The sequence below is a fragment of the Devosia sediminis genome (genome assembly GCF_016411825.1).
In the GTDB taxonomy this organism is placed as follows: domain Bacteria; phylum Pseudomonadota; class Alphaproteobacteria; order Rhizobiales; family Devosiaceae; genus Devosia; species Devosia sediminis.
On the sequence record NZ_JAEKMH010000002.1, the window covers coordinates 520354 to 535103 of the forward strand.

The 14750-nt window shown below is 65.1% G+C and carries 15 protein-coding genes; 4 read left to right on the plus strand and 11 right to left on the minus strand.

Features of this window, described 5'->3' with window-relative positions; all coding sequences use genetic code 11:
• Position 1: 1 nt before the first annotated feature.
• Entirely contained in the window at positions 2 to 685 is a 684-nt protein-coding gene (locus JEQ47_RS09840; protein WP_198876228.1) for a GntR family transcriptional regulator, read from the minus strand.
• A 126-nt stretch (positions 686 to 811) separates the two neighbouring features.
• Here JEQ47_RS09840 and JEQ47_RS09845 point away from each other — a divergent pair, with 126 nt between their 5' ends.
• The 4 genes from JEQ47_RS09845 to JEQ47_RS09860 all read left to right on the plus strand — a co-directional run bounded on the left by JEQ47_RS09845 (position 812) and on the right by JEQ47_RS09860 (position 5271).
• Positions 812 to 2347, plus strand: a complete 1536-nt coding sequence (locus JEQ47_RS09845; protein WP_236020771.1) for an aldehyde dehydrogenase family protein — start codon at positions 812 to 814, stop codon at positions 2345 to 2347.
• A 111-nt stretch (positions 2348 to 2458) separates the two neighbouring features.
• Positions 2459 to 3418 carry a sugar ABC transporter substrate-binding protein gene (locus JEQ47_RS09850; RefSeq protein ID WP_198876229.1) on the plus strand — a complete coding sequence of 320 codons (960 nt, stop codon included), beginning with the start codon at positions 2459 to 2461 and terminating at the stop codon, positions 3416 to 3418.
• A gap of 183 nt (positions 3419 to 3601) precedes the next feature.
• Positions 3602 to 4546 (plus strand): ABC transporter permease, encoded by a 945-nt coding sequence (locus JEQ47_RS09855; protein WP_236020824.1) that lies wholly within the window; start codon positions 3602 to 3604, stop codon positions 4544 to 4546.
• Positions 4543 to 5271, plus strand: coding sequence for an ATP-binding cassette domain-containing protein (locus tag JEQ47_RS09860; RefSeq protein ID WP_198876231.1), 729 nt, complete (start codon positions 4543 to 4545; stop codon positions 5269 to 5271). Before JEQ47_RS09855 ends, JEQ47_RS09860 begins: the two co-directional genes overlap by 4 nt.
• 39 nt (positions 5272 to 5310) lie before the next feature.
• Here JEQ47_RS09860 and JEQ47_RS09865 read toward each other — a convergent pair whose 3' ends face one another.
• The 10 genes from JEQ47_RS09865 to JEQ47_RS09910 form a co-directional block, all read right to left on the minus strand.
• Entirely contained in the window at positions 5311 to 6267 is a 957-nt protein-coding gene (locus JEQ47_RS09865) for an ABC transporter substrate-binding protein (protein WP_198876232.1), read from the minus strand.
• A gap of 46 nt (positions 6268 to 6313) precedes the next feature.
• Positions 6314 to 7222 carry a sucrase ferredoxin gene (locus JEQ47_RS09870; RefSeq protein ID WP_198876233.1) on the minus strand — a complete coding sequence of 303 codons (909 nt, stop codon included), beginning with the start codon at positions 7220 to 7222 and terminating at the stop codon, positions 6314 to 6316.
• Complete coding sequence (locus JEQ47_RS09875) at positions 7222 to 8202, minus strand: ABC transporter substrate-binding protein (protein ID WP_198876234.1); 981 nt, start codon at positions 8200 to 8202, stop codon at positions 7222 to 7224. Before JEQ47_RS09875 ends, JEQ47_RS09870 begins: the two co-directional genes overlap by 1 nt.
• 23 nt (positions 8203 to 8225) lie before the next feature.
• The gene (locus JEQ47_RS09880) at positions 8226 to 9185 is read right to left on the minus strand and encodes an ABC transporter substrate-binding protein (RefSeq protein WP_198876235.1); all 960 of its coding nucleotides are present in this window, start codon (positions 9183 to 9185) and stop codon (positions 8226 to 8228) included.
• A gap of 14 nt (positions 9186 to 9199) precedes the next feature.
• Positions 9200 to 10180, minus strand: coding sequence for an ABC transporter substrate-binding protein (locus JEQ47_RS09885; protein ID WP_198876236.1), 981 nt, complete (start codon positions 10178 to 10180; stop codon positions 9200 to 9202).
• 12 nt (positions 10181 to 10192) lie between these two features.
• Positions 10193 to 11260 (minus strand): FecCD family ABC transporter permease, encoded by a 1068-nt coding sequence (locus JEQ47_RS09890; protein ID WP_198876237.1) that lies wholly within the window; start codon positions 11258 to 11260, stop codon positions 10193 to 10195.
• Positions 11260 to 12282: a FecCD family ABC transporter permease gene (locus tag JEQ47_RS09895; protein WP_198876238.1), complete on the minus strand. Its 1023-nt coding sequence runs from the start codon at positions 12280 to 12282 to the stop codon at positions 11260 to 11262. The genes JEQ47_RS09890 and JEQ47_RS09895 overlap by 1 nt, the downstream gene beginning before the upstream one ends.
• The gene (locus tag JEQ47_RS09900; protein WP_198876239.1) at positions 12279 to 13109 is read right to left on the minus strand and encodes an ABC transporter ATP-binding protein; all 831 of its coding nucleotides are present in this window, start codon (positions 13107 to 13109) and stop codon (positions 12279 to 12281) included. Before JEQ47_RS09900 ends, JEQ47_RS09895 begins: the two co-directional genes overlap by 4 nt.
• 85 nt (positions 13110 to 13194) lie before the next feature.
• Positions 13195 to 13962 (minus strand): HAD-IIB family hydrolase, encoded by a 768-nt coding sequence (locus JEQ47_RS09905; protein WP_198876240.1) that lies wholly within the window; start codon positions 13960 to 13962, stop codon positions 13195 to 13197.
• A complete protein-coding gene (locus JEQ47_RS09910) occupies positions 13962 to 14747 on the minus strand; it encodes a DeoR/GlpR family DNA-binding transcription regulator (protein ID WP_198876241.1) in 786 nt (261 codons plus the stop codon). The genes JEQ47_RS09905 and JEQ47_RS09910 overlap by 1 nt, the downstream gene beginning before the upstream one ends.
• Between the last annotated feature and the right edge of the window lie 3 nt (positions 14748 to 14750).

Below are 14750 nucleotides of genomic sequence, written 5' to 3' on the forward strand. Positions count from 1 at the left end.
GCTAGACGAACAGGCTGGAATGCTTGGTTTCGAGGGCGGGCAGGTGGTCGAGGATGCTGCCCAGATGGGTCGCCATGGCAGCCTTGGCGGCCTCCACGTCGCGCGCATCGATGGCGGCCATGATGGCGCGGTGCTCGCGCACGCGACGGGCCATGTCGGCCTCGCTTTGCAGCGTCAGGTTGCAGACCCGGTCCATATGCGACTTCATGTCGGCAATGGCTATCCAAGCTATTCCCACGCCGGCGCCCTTGGCGATGGCGATGTGAAACGCCTCGTCATGCTCGCGGAAGCCGGCATGATCGAGCTTTGATGCATCGATCTCCTGCTCGTCCATAAGCGTCTCGATCCGCTTGCGCTGCCAGGGGTCAAAATTCTGCGCGGCGCGCTCCACCACCGAGATTTCCACCGATTGCCGCACGAACAAGGCCTCGGTCATTTCGCGCGCCGAAATCCGCGCCACCACCGTGCCCCGATGCGGGCGGATTTCGATCAGCCGCGAATTGGCGAGCCGGATCATTGCTTCGCGTACGGGCTGCCGCGACACACCGAGTCGGGTCGCGATGTCCTGCTCGGAAAGGCGCGTACCGGGAAGCATGTCGAGTTCGACAATGGCCCGCCGCAGGTCTTTTTCGATCGACGCAGCAGCGCTTTCAGCCGTTTCCGAGACCGCGATATCGAGGGTCATATGACAACACACTCCGCCCATTGACATCCTGCGTCGAGGAGCCATACGGTACCATACAATTCCATACCGGTTACGCAAGGGCGGGCCGGATCGACGAGGAGGGGTGGGTCCGAACCCACCGAAGCAATGACCATAATGCCGCGCTTCCAGGACAATTTCGTTGTGCCGAACCTTAGTGATCCGCGGCTTGCTGATCAACGCACCTATCGCATGCTGATCGACGGAAAGTCCCGCGATGCCCTTTCGGGCGAAACCATTGAGCGCCGCAGCCCCGGCCATCGCCAGAGCGTCATCGCCAATTGGCCCGCCGGCTCCACCGCCGATGCCGACCTCGCCATCGCTGCGGCGCGCAAGGCCTTCGACAATGGTCCCTGGCCGCGCATGAGTGGCGGCGAACGCTCCAATATCATGCACGCCGTGGCGGCGGGCATCCTCGCCAACCTCGAAGAGCTGGCGCTGGCCGAGTGCCTCGAAACCGGCAAGCCGATCGGGCAGGCCCGCGGTGAGATCGATTATTGCGCCGACATGTGGCGCTATGCGGCGGGCCAGGCCCGTGGCCTCGAAGGCGACACTCACAATGCCATCGGCGACAACCGCCTTGGCCTCGTCCTGCGCGAACCGGCGGGTGTCGTCGGCATCATCACGCCGTGGAATTTCCCGTTCATCATCGTCTCCGAGCGCGTGCCATGGGCGCTGGGCGCCGGTTGCACCGTTGTCGTCAAGCCCAGCGAATTCACCTCCGGGACCACTGTGCGCCTGGCTGAAATCGCGCTGGAGGCCGGCGTGCCGCCGGGCGTCTTCAACGTCATCACCGGCACTGGCCCGGCGGTGGGCCAAATCCTTGCAGAAGACCCGCGCGTCGATGTCCTGGCCTTTACCGGTTCGGTCCGCGTCGGCACGCAGCTCGCGGGCATTGCCGCCGCCAATATCAAGCGCGTCGGCCTCGAGCTGGGCGGCAAGGGGCCGCAGATCGTCTTTGCCGATGCCGATATCGAGGCCGCCGCCGACGGCATCGCCTATGGCGTCTATCACAATGCTGGCCAGTGCTGCATTTCGGGCAGCCGCCTCATTGTTCACAATAGCATCCGTCCGGCGCTGCTTGACCGGCTGGTGAGCCTGTCTCAGCGTCTGCCCTTCGGCGACCCACTCGGAGCCACCACGCGCTACGGCGCCATGGTCTCGGACCAGCATATCGACAAGGTCGCATCCTATGTCGACAAGGGCGTCGCCGAAGGCGCCGAGCTGCTGCTCGGCGGCGGCAAGGTCGGTGCGGACGCGGGCAATTTCTTCGCCCCCACCGTTTTCGACAAGGTGCGCCCGGACATGACCATCGCCCAGGAGGAAATCTTCGGGCCGGTACTCGCCACCATCGGTTTCGATACGCCGGAAGAGGCTGTCGCGCTCGCCAACGGCACACTGTTCGGGCTTTCGGCCAGCGTCTGGTCGCGCGATCTCGAAACCGCCATCCAGACCACGCGCCGCATTCGTGCCGGCCGCTGCTGGATCAACTCCGTCATCGACGGAACGCCGGAAATGCCGATCGGCGGCTACAAGAAAAGCGGCGTTGGCCGCGAACTCGGCCGCTACGGTTTCGACGAATACAGCCAGTTCAAGGGTCTGCACATGACCCTCGGGCGGCCACAGCCGTGGTTCCAGAGCTAGAGGAACTCGGGAACCACGCAGAGGGATTGGGCGGTGCGCTTCTTTGGTCGGAAGCACCGTCCGACGCGGGGTCTGAGGAGACCCGCATTCGATCCAAGGGAGGATTAAGCGATGCATTTGACCAAGTCAAAGACGGCACTTCTGGCCGGCTGCGCCCTGTTCCTGAGCGCCGGGGCCGTCATGGCCCAGGATCAGGAGCCGGTTTCGGCCACCATGATCATCTATCTCGACCCGTCCGTGCAGTTCTTCAACCCGGTGGTGAAGGGCGCGCAGGACGCCGCGGCCGCCTTCAACGTTGATCTCGACGTGCAGTACGCCAATAATGATCCGGTCCGCCAGAACGACCTGATCGACAGCGCCGTGGCGACTGGCGTCGATGGCATTGCCGTGGCCATTTCCAGCTCCGACGCCTTCGACGACAGCATCTGCGCTGCGGTCGATGCCGGTATCATCGTCATCGGCTTCAACAATGACGACCTCGAAGGCGCGGACGGCAATTGCCGCCAGGCCTATGTGGGCATGGACGAGGAAGCCTCGGGCTATGAGCTGGGCAAGCGCATGATCGAGGAATTCGGCCTCAAGGAAGGCGACGTGGTGTTCAACCCGCGCGAAATCCCGGAAGCCAGCTTCGCCGTTGCCCGTGGCGGCGGCATCGAGCGCGCCATGAGCGAAGCCGGGATCACGGTGGAAACCGTGCGCGCCGGTCTCGATCCGGCTGAAGCCCAGAACATCATGGCCCAGGCCCTGATCGCCAACCCCGACATCAAGGCCGTGTTCGGCACCGGCTCTGTCACCTCGACCGTGGGCGCCGGCGCCATTCGCGACGCGGGCGTCGATGTGCCGTTCGGCGGTTTCGACCTGGCGGTGGAAATTGCCGACGCCGTGGAATCGGGCGCCATGTTCGCCACCATGGACCAGCAGCCCTACCTCCAGGGTTACTACCCCATCGCCATGATCGCCCTGGCAGCCCGCTACGGCCTCACCCCGACCGACGTCGATACCGGCCAGGGTGCCTTCCTCGACCAGGGCCGCATCGGTGCGGTCAAACCGCTCATCGGAACCTACCGCTGATCTCCCAAAAGGTCCCGCGGTCTGGGGGCTGCCGGCAGCAACATTCCCGTTGCCGGCAGCCACTTCCAACCCGGTCGACACTTTGCATTTCTGGACTTGGATATGACCGTGACCGAACTTCACTCCGTTCGTGCCGGAACACCCCGGCGATCCGCGGCCGCATGGCTGCACCAGATCCTGAGCATGCCGGCCGGCGCCATTCTCCTGGTGTTCCTGGTCGTTCAACTGGCCTGCATCATTGCCGGCCTCGCATTCCCCGATGACTTCCGCTACCTCTCGCCGCAGAACATGGGCATCCTGATGCGCTCCGTGCCCGTGTTGGGCTGCCTCGCTCTGGGTGCCGGCATCCTGATGATCGCGGGCGAGTTCGACCTCTCCATCGGTTCGGTCTACACCCTCACCGCCGTCATCATGGCCATGCTGGTCGGCAATGGCATCGACGCCTTCATCGCGGCTCCCATCGGCCTCATGGTCGGCGCCGTCATCGGCCTCGGCAACGGCTTTCTCACCCTAAGGTTCAACCTGCCCAGCTTCATCGTCACCTTGGGTGGTCTCCTGTTCTGGCGCGGCGCCGTGCTGCTCATCAATGGCGCGGTGCAGGTACGCTTCGATCCCAATCCGGTGTTCAACGCCATGTTCGGCGGCACCGTTCTCGGCATCAACGCCGCCTTCATCTGGTTCATCCTGCTTTGCCTCGCCTTCTGGGCGCTGCTGCACCGCCACAAGTTGGGCAACCACATCTTCGCCACCGGCGGCAATCGCGCGGCGGCCACCGCCATCGGCGTCAATACCAGCCGCATCAAGATGATCGCCTTCGCCATTGCCGGCTTCATGGCGGCCTTTGCCGGCATTCTCGCCACCACCCGCGTTGGCTCGGTGCAGCCGGGGCAGGGTGCCGGCCTCGAGCTTCAGGCGATCGCTGCCTGCGTCATTGGCGGGCTGTCGCTGCGCGGCGGACGCGGCTCGATCCTCGGCGTCTTCCTCGGCGTCATGCTGATCTTCACCATTACCGACGTGCTGCTGCTGATGCGCGCGCCCGGGTTCTATCTCGACATGTTCATCGCCACGCTGATCGTGGTGGCCTCGATCTTCAATCACGGCCTCGACCGAAGGGGAGGGGCGCTATGAGCCTGCTCGCGCTACACAACGTCAACAAGCACTTCGGACCCCTCAAGGCGCTCAGCGATCTCAGTTTCGAGATCAACGAGAACGAAGTGGTGGGCCTCCTCGGTGACAATGGCGCCGGCAAGTCGACCACGGTCAACATGATCTCGGGCATCCACCAGCCGACCTCCGGCCATATCTCGGTAGATGGCAAGAAGCAGGTCTTCACCTGCCGCCGCGACAGCGCCGAGGCCGGCGTGGAAACCATCTACCAGAACACGGCGCTGGTGGATTCGCTCTCCATCTCGCGCAACATCTTCCTCGGGCGGGAGCTGACCAACCGCTTCGGCTTCATGGACCTGAAACGCATGCGCGAAATTTCCATGCAGGTGCTGGAAAGCGCGGTGCACATTTCGGGCATCGACAGTCCCGACAAGCTGGTGGGCGACCTTTCGGGCGGGCAGAAACAGGCCGTGGCCATCGCCAGGGCGGTGTTCTTCAAGCGGCGCGTGCTGCTGCTCGACGAGCCGACCTCGGCGCTCTCCGTCCGCGAAACCGAGGCCCTGCTCAACCAGGTCCTGAAACTCAAGGCCGAGGGCGTTTCGAGCGTGCTGGTGACGCACAATCTCTACCATGCCTACCAGGTCTGCGACCGCTTCGTGATCATGAGCCACGGCACCAAGGTGCTCGACGTCGACAAGGCCAATACGACCATCGAGGAACTGACTCAGCACGTCGTGCTGACCTGAGAGAAGGAATGGCGGCGCCGCGGGGCGCCGCCATCCGCCTTACGGCATCGGCACGAAGTCGCGGCCGGAAATGTGCGAGATGATCATGTAGGTCAGCGCACCCAGCGCATAGAACGAGGCCGAGGAGGCTTCCTCACGCGGGATGACCAGGAGCTGGTTTTCCCGGCAGGCATGGAGATACTCGCAATAGCCGGGCAGGGCCTCTTCGAGCGCGGCCACCGCGTCGGCCGGGGTCTGCAGCGTATCGGTGCGGTAGGTGGCGAAGACGAAATCGGCATCGAATTCGGGCAGTCTCTCGGCGCTGAATTCGGCGCTCTGGCTCTCGGGGATTTCCTCGACCAGAGCCGGGAAGGTGAACCCGGCATCCCGCAGGACTTTACCCAGCGTGCCATAGGTGTGCTCGATATAGAGCTTGCCCTCATTGGCCTGGATGACGCTGACGCTGATCGAATCCGTGTCGATCAGGCGCTTGATCTGGGCGATCTGGCCCTCGTAGCGGGTCTTGAGGACGGCAAGCCGATCTTCCGTGCCGGTGAGTTCGGCCAGAACATCGAACGTGCCGAACGCCCCGCGGACGCTGTCGTCAAGCACCACCGTCGGAGCAATGGCCTGCAACTGTTCGACCGGCGCCGTCTGCCACGGCGTGGTGAGGATCAGGTCCGGCTCCAGCGCCGCCACCGCTTCCACGTCGGCGGGCAGGTTGCCCACGAACTGGATGTCGGAATTGTCGAAATCGACACCGGTGAGCACCTTGCTCGAGCGGATGAAGGGCGTGTTCTCCGCAGTGGTACGGCCATGGCTGCCAATCGGCATGACCCCGAGCTCGATCATCGGCACGGTAATCGAGAGATCGTGCAGCGCCACGATGCGCAGCGGCTCGACCGGGATGTCGACCGTGCGGCCGAGATCGTCGGTAAAGGAACGGGTCTCCTGCGCGAAGGCAGGTGCAGTCAGCAGCACAGCCGCCGCGACGGCAACGGAAAGTAGGCGGATCATGTCAGTCTCCAGGGTAACGAATTCAGGTGGGGCCTGAAGATCGCGTTCATCTCGGCTGTTCCGCGGTGACGTCGTCGAGCAGCCAGCGCAGCATGTCCTGCCCGCCGCCCTCGGCGACGGTCGAGCAATTGCCCTGCACGAAGAAATTCTGCGCATGGAGGCGAATGGAGAGGCGGTTGCCGGCGACATCGGCGCCCAGCGTCAGGCTCATGCCCTCGGTCGCATCCTCCGGAATGTCGCCATGAAGCGGAATGTCGGCGAGCTTGATGCCGCGCTCGTCCGCCCAGCGCAGGGCCGCCAGTTCCGCGACCTGCGCCGGCTCGGGACGGTCAGCCCGGCCTTTGTAGGCCGGCAGGTAGACTTCGCCGCGTTCGAGTGCGGCGAGGAAGGCAGGGGCGAGGCCTGCGGTCATGCGGCCATAGCGCTGGCGCTGCGGCATGACGACCAATGAAGCGGCGAAGCGGCAGCCGCCGATATGGGTGGCCTGCACGATATTGAAGCGGCTGGCATCGGCAATGGCCACCAGCGCCTTGTAGGTCGAAAAGCCGTGGCGCGCGCAACAGGCATCACGGCGGCTGTCGGTGCAACAGATGATCGTGGTGCGCGTGTCCGGCGAGCCCTCGAACATCCGTCCATCCAGATAGTTGCGAATGGCCTCGGTCAGCAGGGCCTCGTCGGAAAAGTCGGCAAAGACATTTTCCGGCAGGGCATGGAGCGTCGGCAGCGTGCCTTCCGCCTCGACCTTGTCGACCAGCGCCACATGCAGGCCCGCATGCGCCGCGTCATGCAGCGTTTGGCTGAGCTCGGGCGACATGTCGACCGATTCCCAGCGCGGCGTGCGCCACTTGCCGCGCGGCCAGGCCAGCATGAGGAAGCGCTCGGGCGCGTCCCCAGTGCCGTCCAGCGGCTCGCCCCGTTCGTGGCAGAGATCGGTGCAGAAGACGTGCTTGCCCATTATTCCGCTTCGTCGAACGGCGTGAACGGGCGCGCAGCGATATGGCTCTCGATCAGCTCGAGGGCGAGATCGAGACCGGCCATGGTCGGCCCGAAAGTCGGCCCGGGCAGCAGCAGGAACTGGCCGTTCTGGCAGGCGGTGAGGGCCTGGCACCAGCCGGGTGCGAAGGTTTCATAGGCGGCGCGGACCGTGGCCGGCGTGGCGTCGGGCTGCTGGCGGTAGAAGCCGAAGACGAAATCGGCGTCTAGATCCTGGATCAGCTCGCGGCTGTAATTGGTCTCGTTGTCCGGCAGGGCGGCCACCGCGGCCGGTTCCTTGAAGCCGAGATCGCGGACGACCTGGGCGATGGCGCCCAGATTGCCGGTATGCTTGTAGACCCACATTTCCTCGCCGGCCGGAAACACGAAGGTCATGGCCACCGAAATGTCTTCCGGGGTTTCGAGCCATTCGCTCGTGCGTTCGACATTGGCCTGGTAGCGAGCAAGGCGCGCTTCGAAATTGCCCGTCTTGCCGGTGATGTCGGCAAAGGCGCGCATCGTCTCGATAATGCCCAGCTCGTTATTGTTGATGATCAACGTCGGGGCCACGCTCTGGAGCTGTTCGGCCACTGCCGCATCGGTATAGGGCCCGCCGATGATGAGGTCGGGGTCGAGCGCGGCAATGGCTTCGACGTCCAGCGCATTGAAGCCGCCGATGAACTTGATGTCGGTATTGGCGTAGTCGATGCCCAGGGTGTCCATGCCACCGCGCATGAAATGGTTGCCATCGGCATCGGTGCGGCCTGCGGCGCCGACCACCGGTGCGCCCAGTTCATAGAGCGGCAGGGCGACGATCTGGTCGTTGAGGGCGACGATGCGCTGCGGCGCGACCGGAATGTCGAACGTGCCGTTGGCGGCAGTGTAGGAGCGGGTTTCCTGCGCCAGGGCCGGAGCCGCGAGGGACAGAGCCAGCGCCAGTGCGCCGATCTTGAAGAGGTTCATGGGAGCGTTCCTGTGTTAAAAGGTCATTCGCCGGCCGGAAAGCGCCCCTGCGTCAGCAGCAGCAGGCCATCGGCAGCGGTTTCGAGTGATTTGAAGGTGTAGCCGACCCAGACGTCGCGCTCGTACCAGTAGTGGTTGCCGGCCTCGACGCCTTCGAGATTGCGCCAGAACGGGGCGAGCTGGTCCCATTGTTCGACAAAGAACGGGATGGTCTGCCCGAAGCGCGGCGCATAGCTCGAGATCAGGATGTCGCCATCGAATTCAGGGAGCATTTCGAAGCTGATGTCACTGCGCGACTCTGCCTCGCTTTGCACCGCTGGCCGGGAGAACCCTATATCCGTGATGACCTGATCGACGGCACCCCAATTGGGATAGTACCAGAGGCCGCCCTCGGCCATATCGAACCGCGACACGGTAATCGCGGATGGGTCGCCCAGCTGCGCCTGGATGCGTTCGATCTTCGCCCGGTAGCCTGCAAGGCGCTGGTCATAGACGCCGCTCAGACCCGTCGCGTCGGCCAGCATGGCCAGGTGATCGAGGAAAGGCAGGTTGTCGTTGAGAACGATGGTCGGGGCGATCATCGCCGTCTTCTCGCTGAGGTCGAGCTGCCAGGCGGGCAGGATGATCAGATCCGGCTCTAGCGCCGCAATGGCTTCCATGTCCGGTCCGTTCTGGTCGCCGATCGGCTGGACACCAGATGCCGCGACGAAATCGGCGCCAAAAATGTCCGATGCGCCGCGGAGGAAGCTTTCACCCTGCTCGGAACTGAAGCCGGCGCCGACCAGCGGCGCGCCGATATCGAGCAGCGGTGTGGCGATGGAGTCGCCGCGCGCTGCGACGATGCGCTGCGGCTGTTCGGGAATGCAGGTTTCCCCGCCCAGATGGGTGAAGGCGCGGAAACCGGCTTCACAGTCGAGCGCCAGGGCAGGGGTGGCGGAAAGGGCGGCAACGGCCGCGACGGCGAGGACAAGGGTTCTGGTCATGTTTGCGGCTCCGGTTATTGCTGCAGATCGCCGTCGACGGCGGTCGCGGCGTCGGCATCGGCAGCGGCTTCGAGCAGCGGCACGAGGTAGTCGACGGTGACGGGAATGGAGAGCAGCTCCTGCCGCGCAAAAGCGGCAATGTGCTCGTCGGTGAGGAAGATTTCCCCGCCATTTTCGGTTGTCGGCAGGAAGGGTCGCGCAGGGTAGTCGAGCGACATCTGCAGCTCTTGCGAGCCGCCATACCAGACGAGGACATCGGCCGTGATAGGCTCGATGATCTCGGCCGAGAGGCGGTTGTAGAAGGAGTCTCCGGTGATGGCGTCGAGCGCCCGTGGCGTCACGAAGCCCAGTTCGGCCATGAATTTGGCGCGGATGTCCTGGTGGTTATAGGCGCTGAATTCGCCTTCCACGACGCGACCGACGACTGCGGTCTTGCCCTGCCATTCCGGATGGCTGTCCCGGATCTCGGCGAAGCGGGCATGGATGGCGTCGATCTGCCGCTGTGCTTCGGCTTCCTCGCCGAGGGCCCGGGCGGCGATCAGGGCGCGCTGGTCCCAGGACAGTTCATAGTCGCCAATGCCATCGGGAATGGCGACGACCGGCGCGATCAGGCTGAGCTTGGCATACATGTCTTCGTCGATGCCGGAGGCGAGCGCGATGATCACATCGGGGTGGGTGGATGCCACCAGTTCCGGATCGATATCGCCGTCAAAGACCACCGGTTCGGTGGTCAGCAGGGACCGGCCATAAGGCGGCGTGGTGAAGGGGAAATTGTCCCGCCACTCGCGGACCAGGTACGGGCTCACGCCGATCGCAAGAAGGTTGCCGATGCCGCCATGGTCGACACTGGCGACTCGCTCGGGCTTGGCCTCGATGACGGTGGTGCCGAATTTGTGCTCGATGGTGACGGGAAATTCCTGCGCCAGGGTCGGCACGGCGAGCAGCAGGCACGCCGCGCTGGCAAACAGCAGGGCACGTGTCGGAATATTGGACATTTGACGCTCCAATCAGTGAGAAACGGTGGCGCGGCTGCGCATCAGAAGCAGCACGAAAACGGGCACGCCGATCAGCGAGGTCAGGATGCCGGCGGGGATCTGGATGGGCGCAAAGGCGGCGCGACCGAGGAGGTCGGCGGCGCCCACGAGGAGGGCCCCGAGGAGCGCGGTCAGCACGAGATGCAGGCCCATGCCCGCCGGGGCGAGGCGCCTGGCGGCATGTGGCGCGATCAGTCCGACAAAGCCGAGCGGCCCGACCACCGAGGTGGCAATGGCGGCGAGGCCGACTGCTATGGCCAATTGCAGGTTTCGCACCGTGGCGACGGGTGCGCCCAGCCCGGTGGCTGCCGCTTCGCCAAAACGCATGGCGCTCATCGAGCGGCTGAGCAGCAGCAGCGCCGGGAACAGAACGGCGCTCCAGCCGAGCAGGGTCCAGACGTCACCCCAGCTCGCGGCATTGATCGAGCCCGCCAGCCAGGCCAAAGCCGCCATGGCGCGATCGATCTCGCCATAGGTGAGCAGGATCGAGGTCAGTGACGAGATGAAGGCGGAAAGGCCGATGCCCATGAGGATGAAGCGGATGGTGCTGGCGCCCTGGCGCGTGTGAGACAGCGCCCGAATGGCCATGGCGACGAGCACCGAGCCGAAAAAGGCGATCCACGGACGGAAGCCGGAATTGAGCTCGGGGAACATCACGGTAAGGGTGACGACGGCCAGCGCGGCACCCTGGCTGATGCCGACCAGCGAGGGATCGGCCAGACTGTTGCGGGTGGCATTCTGCAGCACGCCGCCCGACAGCGCCATCATCGCACCCACCAGGGCAGCGCAGATGGTGCGCGGGAAGCGAAACTCCCAGACGACATTGTCGATGGCGCGGCTGATGGTAACGCCGCGCAGTGTTTCCCAAACTTCGTTGAGCGCCACGCCATAACTGCCGGTGGCGAGGCTGATGCAGCTCACCACGACAATTCCCAGGAGCAGGATGGCGGCGACGGCGACACCGCGCACAGGCAGGCGCAGGGCGATGGCTTCGCGCGGGCTGCGGATGACGAACTGGCGCGGCGGGCTGGCTGTGGTCATCAGCGGGTCCTCCGGCGCACCAGGTGGACAAAGAGCGGCGCGCCGACCAAGGCGGTGATGATGCCGGTGGAGATCTCGCGCGGCGGAATGGCGACACGGGCAACGATGTCGACCGAGACCAGATAGATCGCGCCCACCAGTGCGGCATAGGGCACGATCCAGCGATAGTCCGAGCCGACATAGAGCCGGACGACATGCGGGATGACGAGGCCGATAAAGCCGAGCGGACCGGCCAGCGCCACGGCGCCTGCGGTGAGCACCACGACTACAGCCAGCAACTGGGCCTTCAGCACGCCCGTCTTGACGCCAAGGCCCTGCGCCACCTCGTCGCCCATGGCGAGGACGGTGACGCGTGGCGCGAGGAGAATGCCGCCGATCAGCGCCAGCAGCATGGGCGGCCCGATATACCAGAGCAAGGTGATGTCGCGCCCGGCCAGCGCCCCGGTCAGCCACACGCGCAGGTTCTCGAACGTGTCCTGATTGAGCAGGTGAATGAGCGATATGACGGTGCCGAGAAAGGCGCTGACCGCGGCACCGGCCAGGGTCATGCTGAGCGGCGTCGCGCCGCCCGGCACCATGCGGGAAATGAAGAAGACCAGCACGGCCGCGCCCAGGGCTCCGGCCATGGCGATCCACGGCGTTGCGGCCATCGCCGTGAAGCCAAAGGTCGAATGGGCAAGCACCACGGCAAAGGCCGCGCCGGTGGTGAGGCCGAGCAGGCCCGGATCGGCCAGTGGATTGCGGGTGACGCCCTGCATCAGCGCTCCGGCCAGCGACAGGCTCGCGCCCACCACCACGGCCAGCACCGCGCGCGGCAGGCGCAGGTTCTGCACGATAACATGGTCGAAAACGTCAGGGTTGAAGCTGGTCAGCGCCTCGATCACCGTACCGATGGGCAGCGGCTTGGCACCGACGGCGATATGGAGCAGGAAGACCCCCACCAGCGCGGCGAGCAGCGCCGGCAATCCGCTCCAGGCCCGGATCGGATGCTGGACGGCAACGGGTTCGGTCGCGACGCTCACTGGGCAGCCTCGGTGAGGCGCCGCCGCGCGCCGAAGGGCACGCAGACGAGGCGGCCGCTGGCCGGGTCGCGCAGCACATTGGCGTCGAGGCCGAACACCTGCTTCAGGCGATCGGCGGTGAAGATGTCGTCGGGTGTCCCAGAGGCGACGATCCGCCCTTCCTTCATCATCACCAGGTGATCAGCATAGGCGGCCGCAAGGCTCAGTTCATGCAGAACGATGACCAGGGTGCGTCCGCGCTCATGCGCGAGGCCGGTCAGCAGGTCCATGAGGTCGACCTGCACCTTGAGGTCGAGAAAGGTCGTCGGCTCGTCGAGAAGGATCAGGTCGGTTTCCTGCGCCAGCACCATGGCGACCCAGCAGCGCTGCCGCTGGCCACCCGAAAGCGTATCGACCGCCCGGTCGGCAAACTCGGTGATGCCGGCCGTGGACATGGCGCTGTTGACCGCGTCCTCGTCCTTCTGCGTCCACTGTCGCAACAGCGACTGGTGCGGAAAACGGCCTTGGGCCACGAGTTCGCGCACCGTCAGCCCCTCGGGCGCAATCGGCCCCTGCGGCAGGAGCCCCAGGCTCGCGGCCACGGCCTTGGTGTTGAGCGTGTGGATATCCTTGCCATCGAGCAGCACATTGCCGCGCGTCGGCGCGAGAATGCGGGCCATGGTCTTGAGCAGGGTCGACTTGCCGCAACCATTGGGGCCGATGAGAATGGTCACCTGCCCATCGGGCGGACTGAGATCGACGGCGTTGAGCACCCGGGTACCGGCATAACCGGCCTCGATGGCGACGGCTTCTAGCCGGTGCGACCGATCGTCCGATCCGCGTGCCATTGCGCCCCCAATTCTGACTGGCTCGTTCAGGATTGGGGTCTATTCGGTCAAATTAAGCTGACTGTCAACATCATATTAACACAGGCTAAGCGCCGCGGGCGTCCAGCAGCGCCCGCGCCATCTCCACGAAACCCAGTCCCGCCGGGCTCGCGGTGATCCAGCGCGGCTTCCGTGGCAGGTCATCGAGAATTGGCGCGATATTGGCGACGCCGAAGGATTTGTCGACGAAGCTGAACATCGGCCCGTCATTGCGGGAATCCCCCACAAAGCCGACCGTGCCGGCCACATCGCCGACGCCCAGCGCGTGCAGCACACGCGCGCTCATCGCCTGTTTGTCATAGTCGCCGCGCCAGGTGTTGATATGCACCGAGCTGATGGCGACGGCCGCGCCCAGCGCCCGGATCCGATCCGCCAGCGCATCCACCTCGGTTCGGTCATGCCCGACGATGTCGATCGCGACATCGGCCACCCGCAGCCGCTGGTCATGCGCGAGGTGAAACCGGTCGCCCAGCAGCGGCAGGATGGCGGCCAAATGCTGCTGCTGCCGCTCGCGTTGCCGCGCCTCGTCGTCCCAGAATTGGAAACTGGCGCGATTGCCGCTCGCTTTCATGACGAAAGCACCGCTTTCTCCGATCGCTGCCGCCACCGGCCAGGCCCGCACGATGTGTTCGCACCAACCGGCCGAACCGCCGGTCACCGGCACAATGCGGATCCCCGCTTCGGCCAAGTCCCACAGCGCCTGGTAGGTCTGGGGCAGCAGCCGTCCCTCGGTGGTCAGCGTGTCGTCGATATCGGTGAACAGGTAGTCCACCCCGGCGAGCTCGCCCGGCGCTGGTGCGGTCCCCTGGAACATCAGGCGGTTTCCAGGTCGCACAGCACGATTTCGGTGCCGGCCTCGGCCAGTGCCGCCGCCGCGACGCCATCGCCGGGCAGGCGGTCCGTAAACAGCGTGGAAATGCGCTCGAACGGCACGACGCGCACCGAAGCGTCGCGCGTCCACTTGCTGACATCGGCGGCCAGGAACTGGACGCGCGAATTGGCGATCAGCGTCGAGGTGGTCTGGGCCTCCGAATAGCTGAAGTCGAGCACGCCCTTTTGCGGATCCAGCGCCCCAGCGCCCACCACCGCATAGGAGGCATAGAACTTCTCGAAGAACTGCAGCGAGTCCGAGCCGACGACGTCGCGGTCATTGTGGCGGAGGAGACCGCCTGTCATGTGCACCTCGACATGCGGCGCCTCGCACAGCATCAGCGCCACGTCGATATTGTTGGTGACGACGCGCAGCCCCTGGTGCCCGCGCAAAGCTTCGGCCACGAACTGCACCGTGCTGCCGATGCCCATGAACACGGTCGAGCCCGGCTCGATGGCGGCCGCGATCCTGGTGGCGATGCGGCGCTTGGCGGCGCTGTTGAGGGCGGCGCGGGCATTGATGGAAATGTTGCGGCTTTCCACCGGCGCGTCGACGCCGCCATGGAAGCGCCGTGCATAGCCTTGGTCGCACAGCGCGTTGATGTCGCGCCGAATGGTCTGCGTGGTCACCTGATAGCGGCCGGCGAGCTGCTCGATATATTGAGCGCCCTCGGCCTCGATCAGGGCCAGGATATCGCGTTGCCGGCTCGACAGCATGTCTTGCCCCATGAT

Bases quoted from the DNA above. Each gene is read 5' to 3' on its own strand.
- JEQ47_RS09905 (WP_198876240.1), bottom strand. From the start codon at position 13,962: ATGTTCCAGGGGACCGCACCAGCGCCGGGCGAGCTCGCCGGGGTGGAC.
- JEQ47_RS09840 (WP_198876228.1), bottom strand. From the start codon at position 685: ATGACCCTCGATATCGCGGTCTCGGAAACGGCTGAAAGCGCTGCTGCG.
- JEQ47_RS09845 (WP_236020771.1), top strand. From the start codon at position 812: ATGACCATAATGCCGCGCTTCCAGGACAATTTCGTTGTGCCGAACCTT.
- JEQ47_RS09890 (WP_198876237.1), bottom strand. From the start codon at position 11,260: ATGACCACAGCCAGCCCGCCGCGCCAGTTCGTCATCCGCAGCCCGCGC.
- JEQ47_RS09865 (WP_198876232.1), bottom strand. From the start codon at position 6,267: ATGATCCGCCTACTTTCCGTTGCCGTCGCGGCGGCTGTGCTGCTGACT.
- JEQ47_RS09885 (WP_198876236.1), bottom strand. From the start codon at position 10,180: ATGTCCAATATTCCGACACGTGCCCTGCTGTTTGCCAGCGCGGCGTGC.
- JEQ47_RS09860 (WP_198876231.1), top strand. From the start codon at position 4,543: ATGAGCCTGCTCGCGCTACACAACGTCAACAAGCACTTCGGACCCCTC.
- JEQ47_RS09850 (WP_198876229.1), top strand. From the start codon at position 2,459: ATGCATTTGACCAAGTCAAAGACGGCACTTCTGGCCGGCTGCGCCCTG.
- JEQ47_RS09875 (WP_198876234.1), bottom strand. From the start codon at position 8,202: ATGAACCTCTTCAAGATCGGCGCACTGGCGCTGGCTCTGTCCCTCGCG.
- JEQ47_RS09900 (WP_198876239.1), bottom strand. From the start codon at position 13,109: ATGGCACGCGGATCGGACGATCGGTCGCACCGGCTAGAAGCCGTCGCC.
- JEQ47_RS09855 (WP_236020824.1), top strand. From the start codon at position 3,602: ATGCCGGCCGGCGCCATTCTCCTGGTGTTCCTGGTCGTTCAACTGGCC.
- JEQ47_RS09880 (WP_198876235.1), bottom strand. From the start codon at position 9,185: ATGACCAGAACCCTTGTCCTCGCCGTCGCGGCCGTTGCCGCCCTTTCC.
- JEQ47_RS09910 (WP_198876241.1), bottom strand. From the start codon at position 14,747: ATGGGGCAAGACATGCTGTCGAGCCGGCAACGCGATATCCTGGCCCTG.
- JEQ47_RS09870 (WP_198876233.1), bottom strand. From the start codon at position 7,222: ATGGGCAAGCACGTCTTCTGCACCGATCTCTGCCACGAACGGGGCGAG.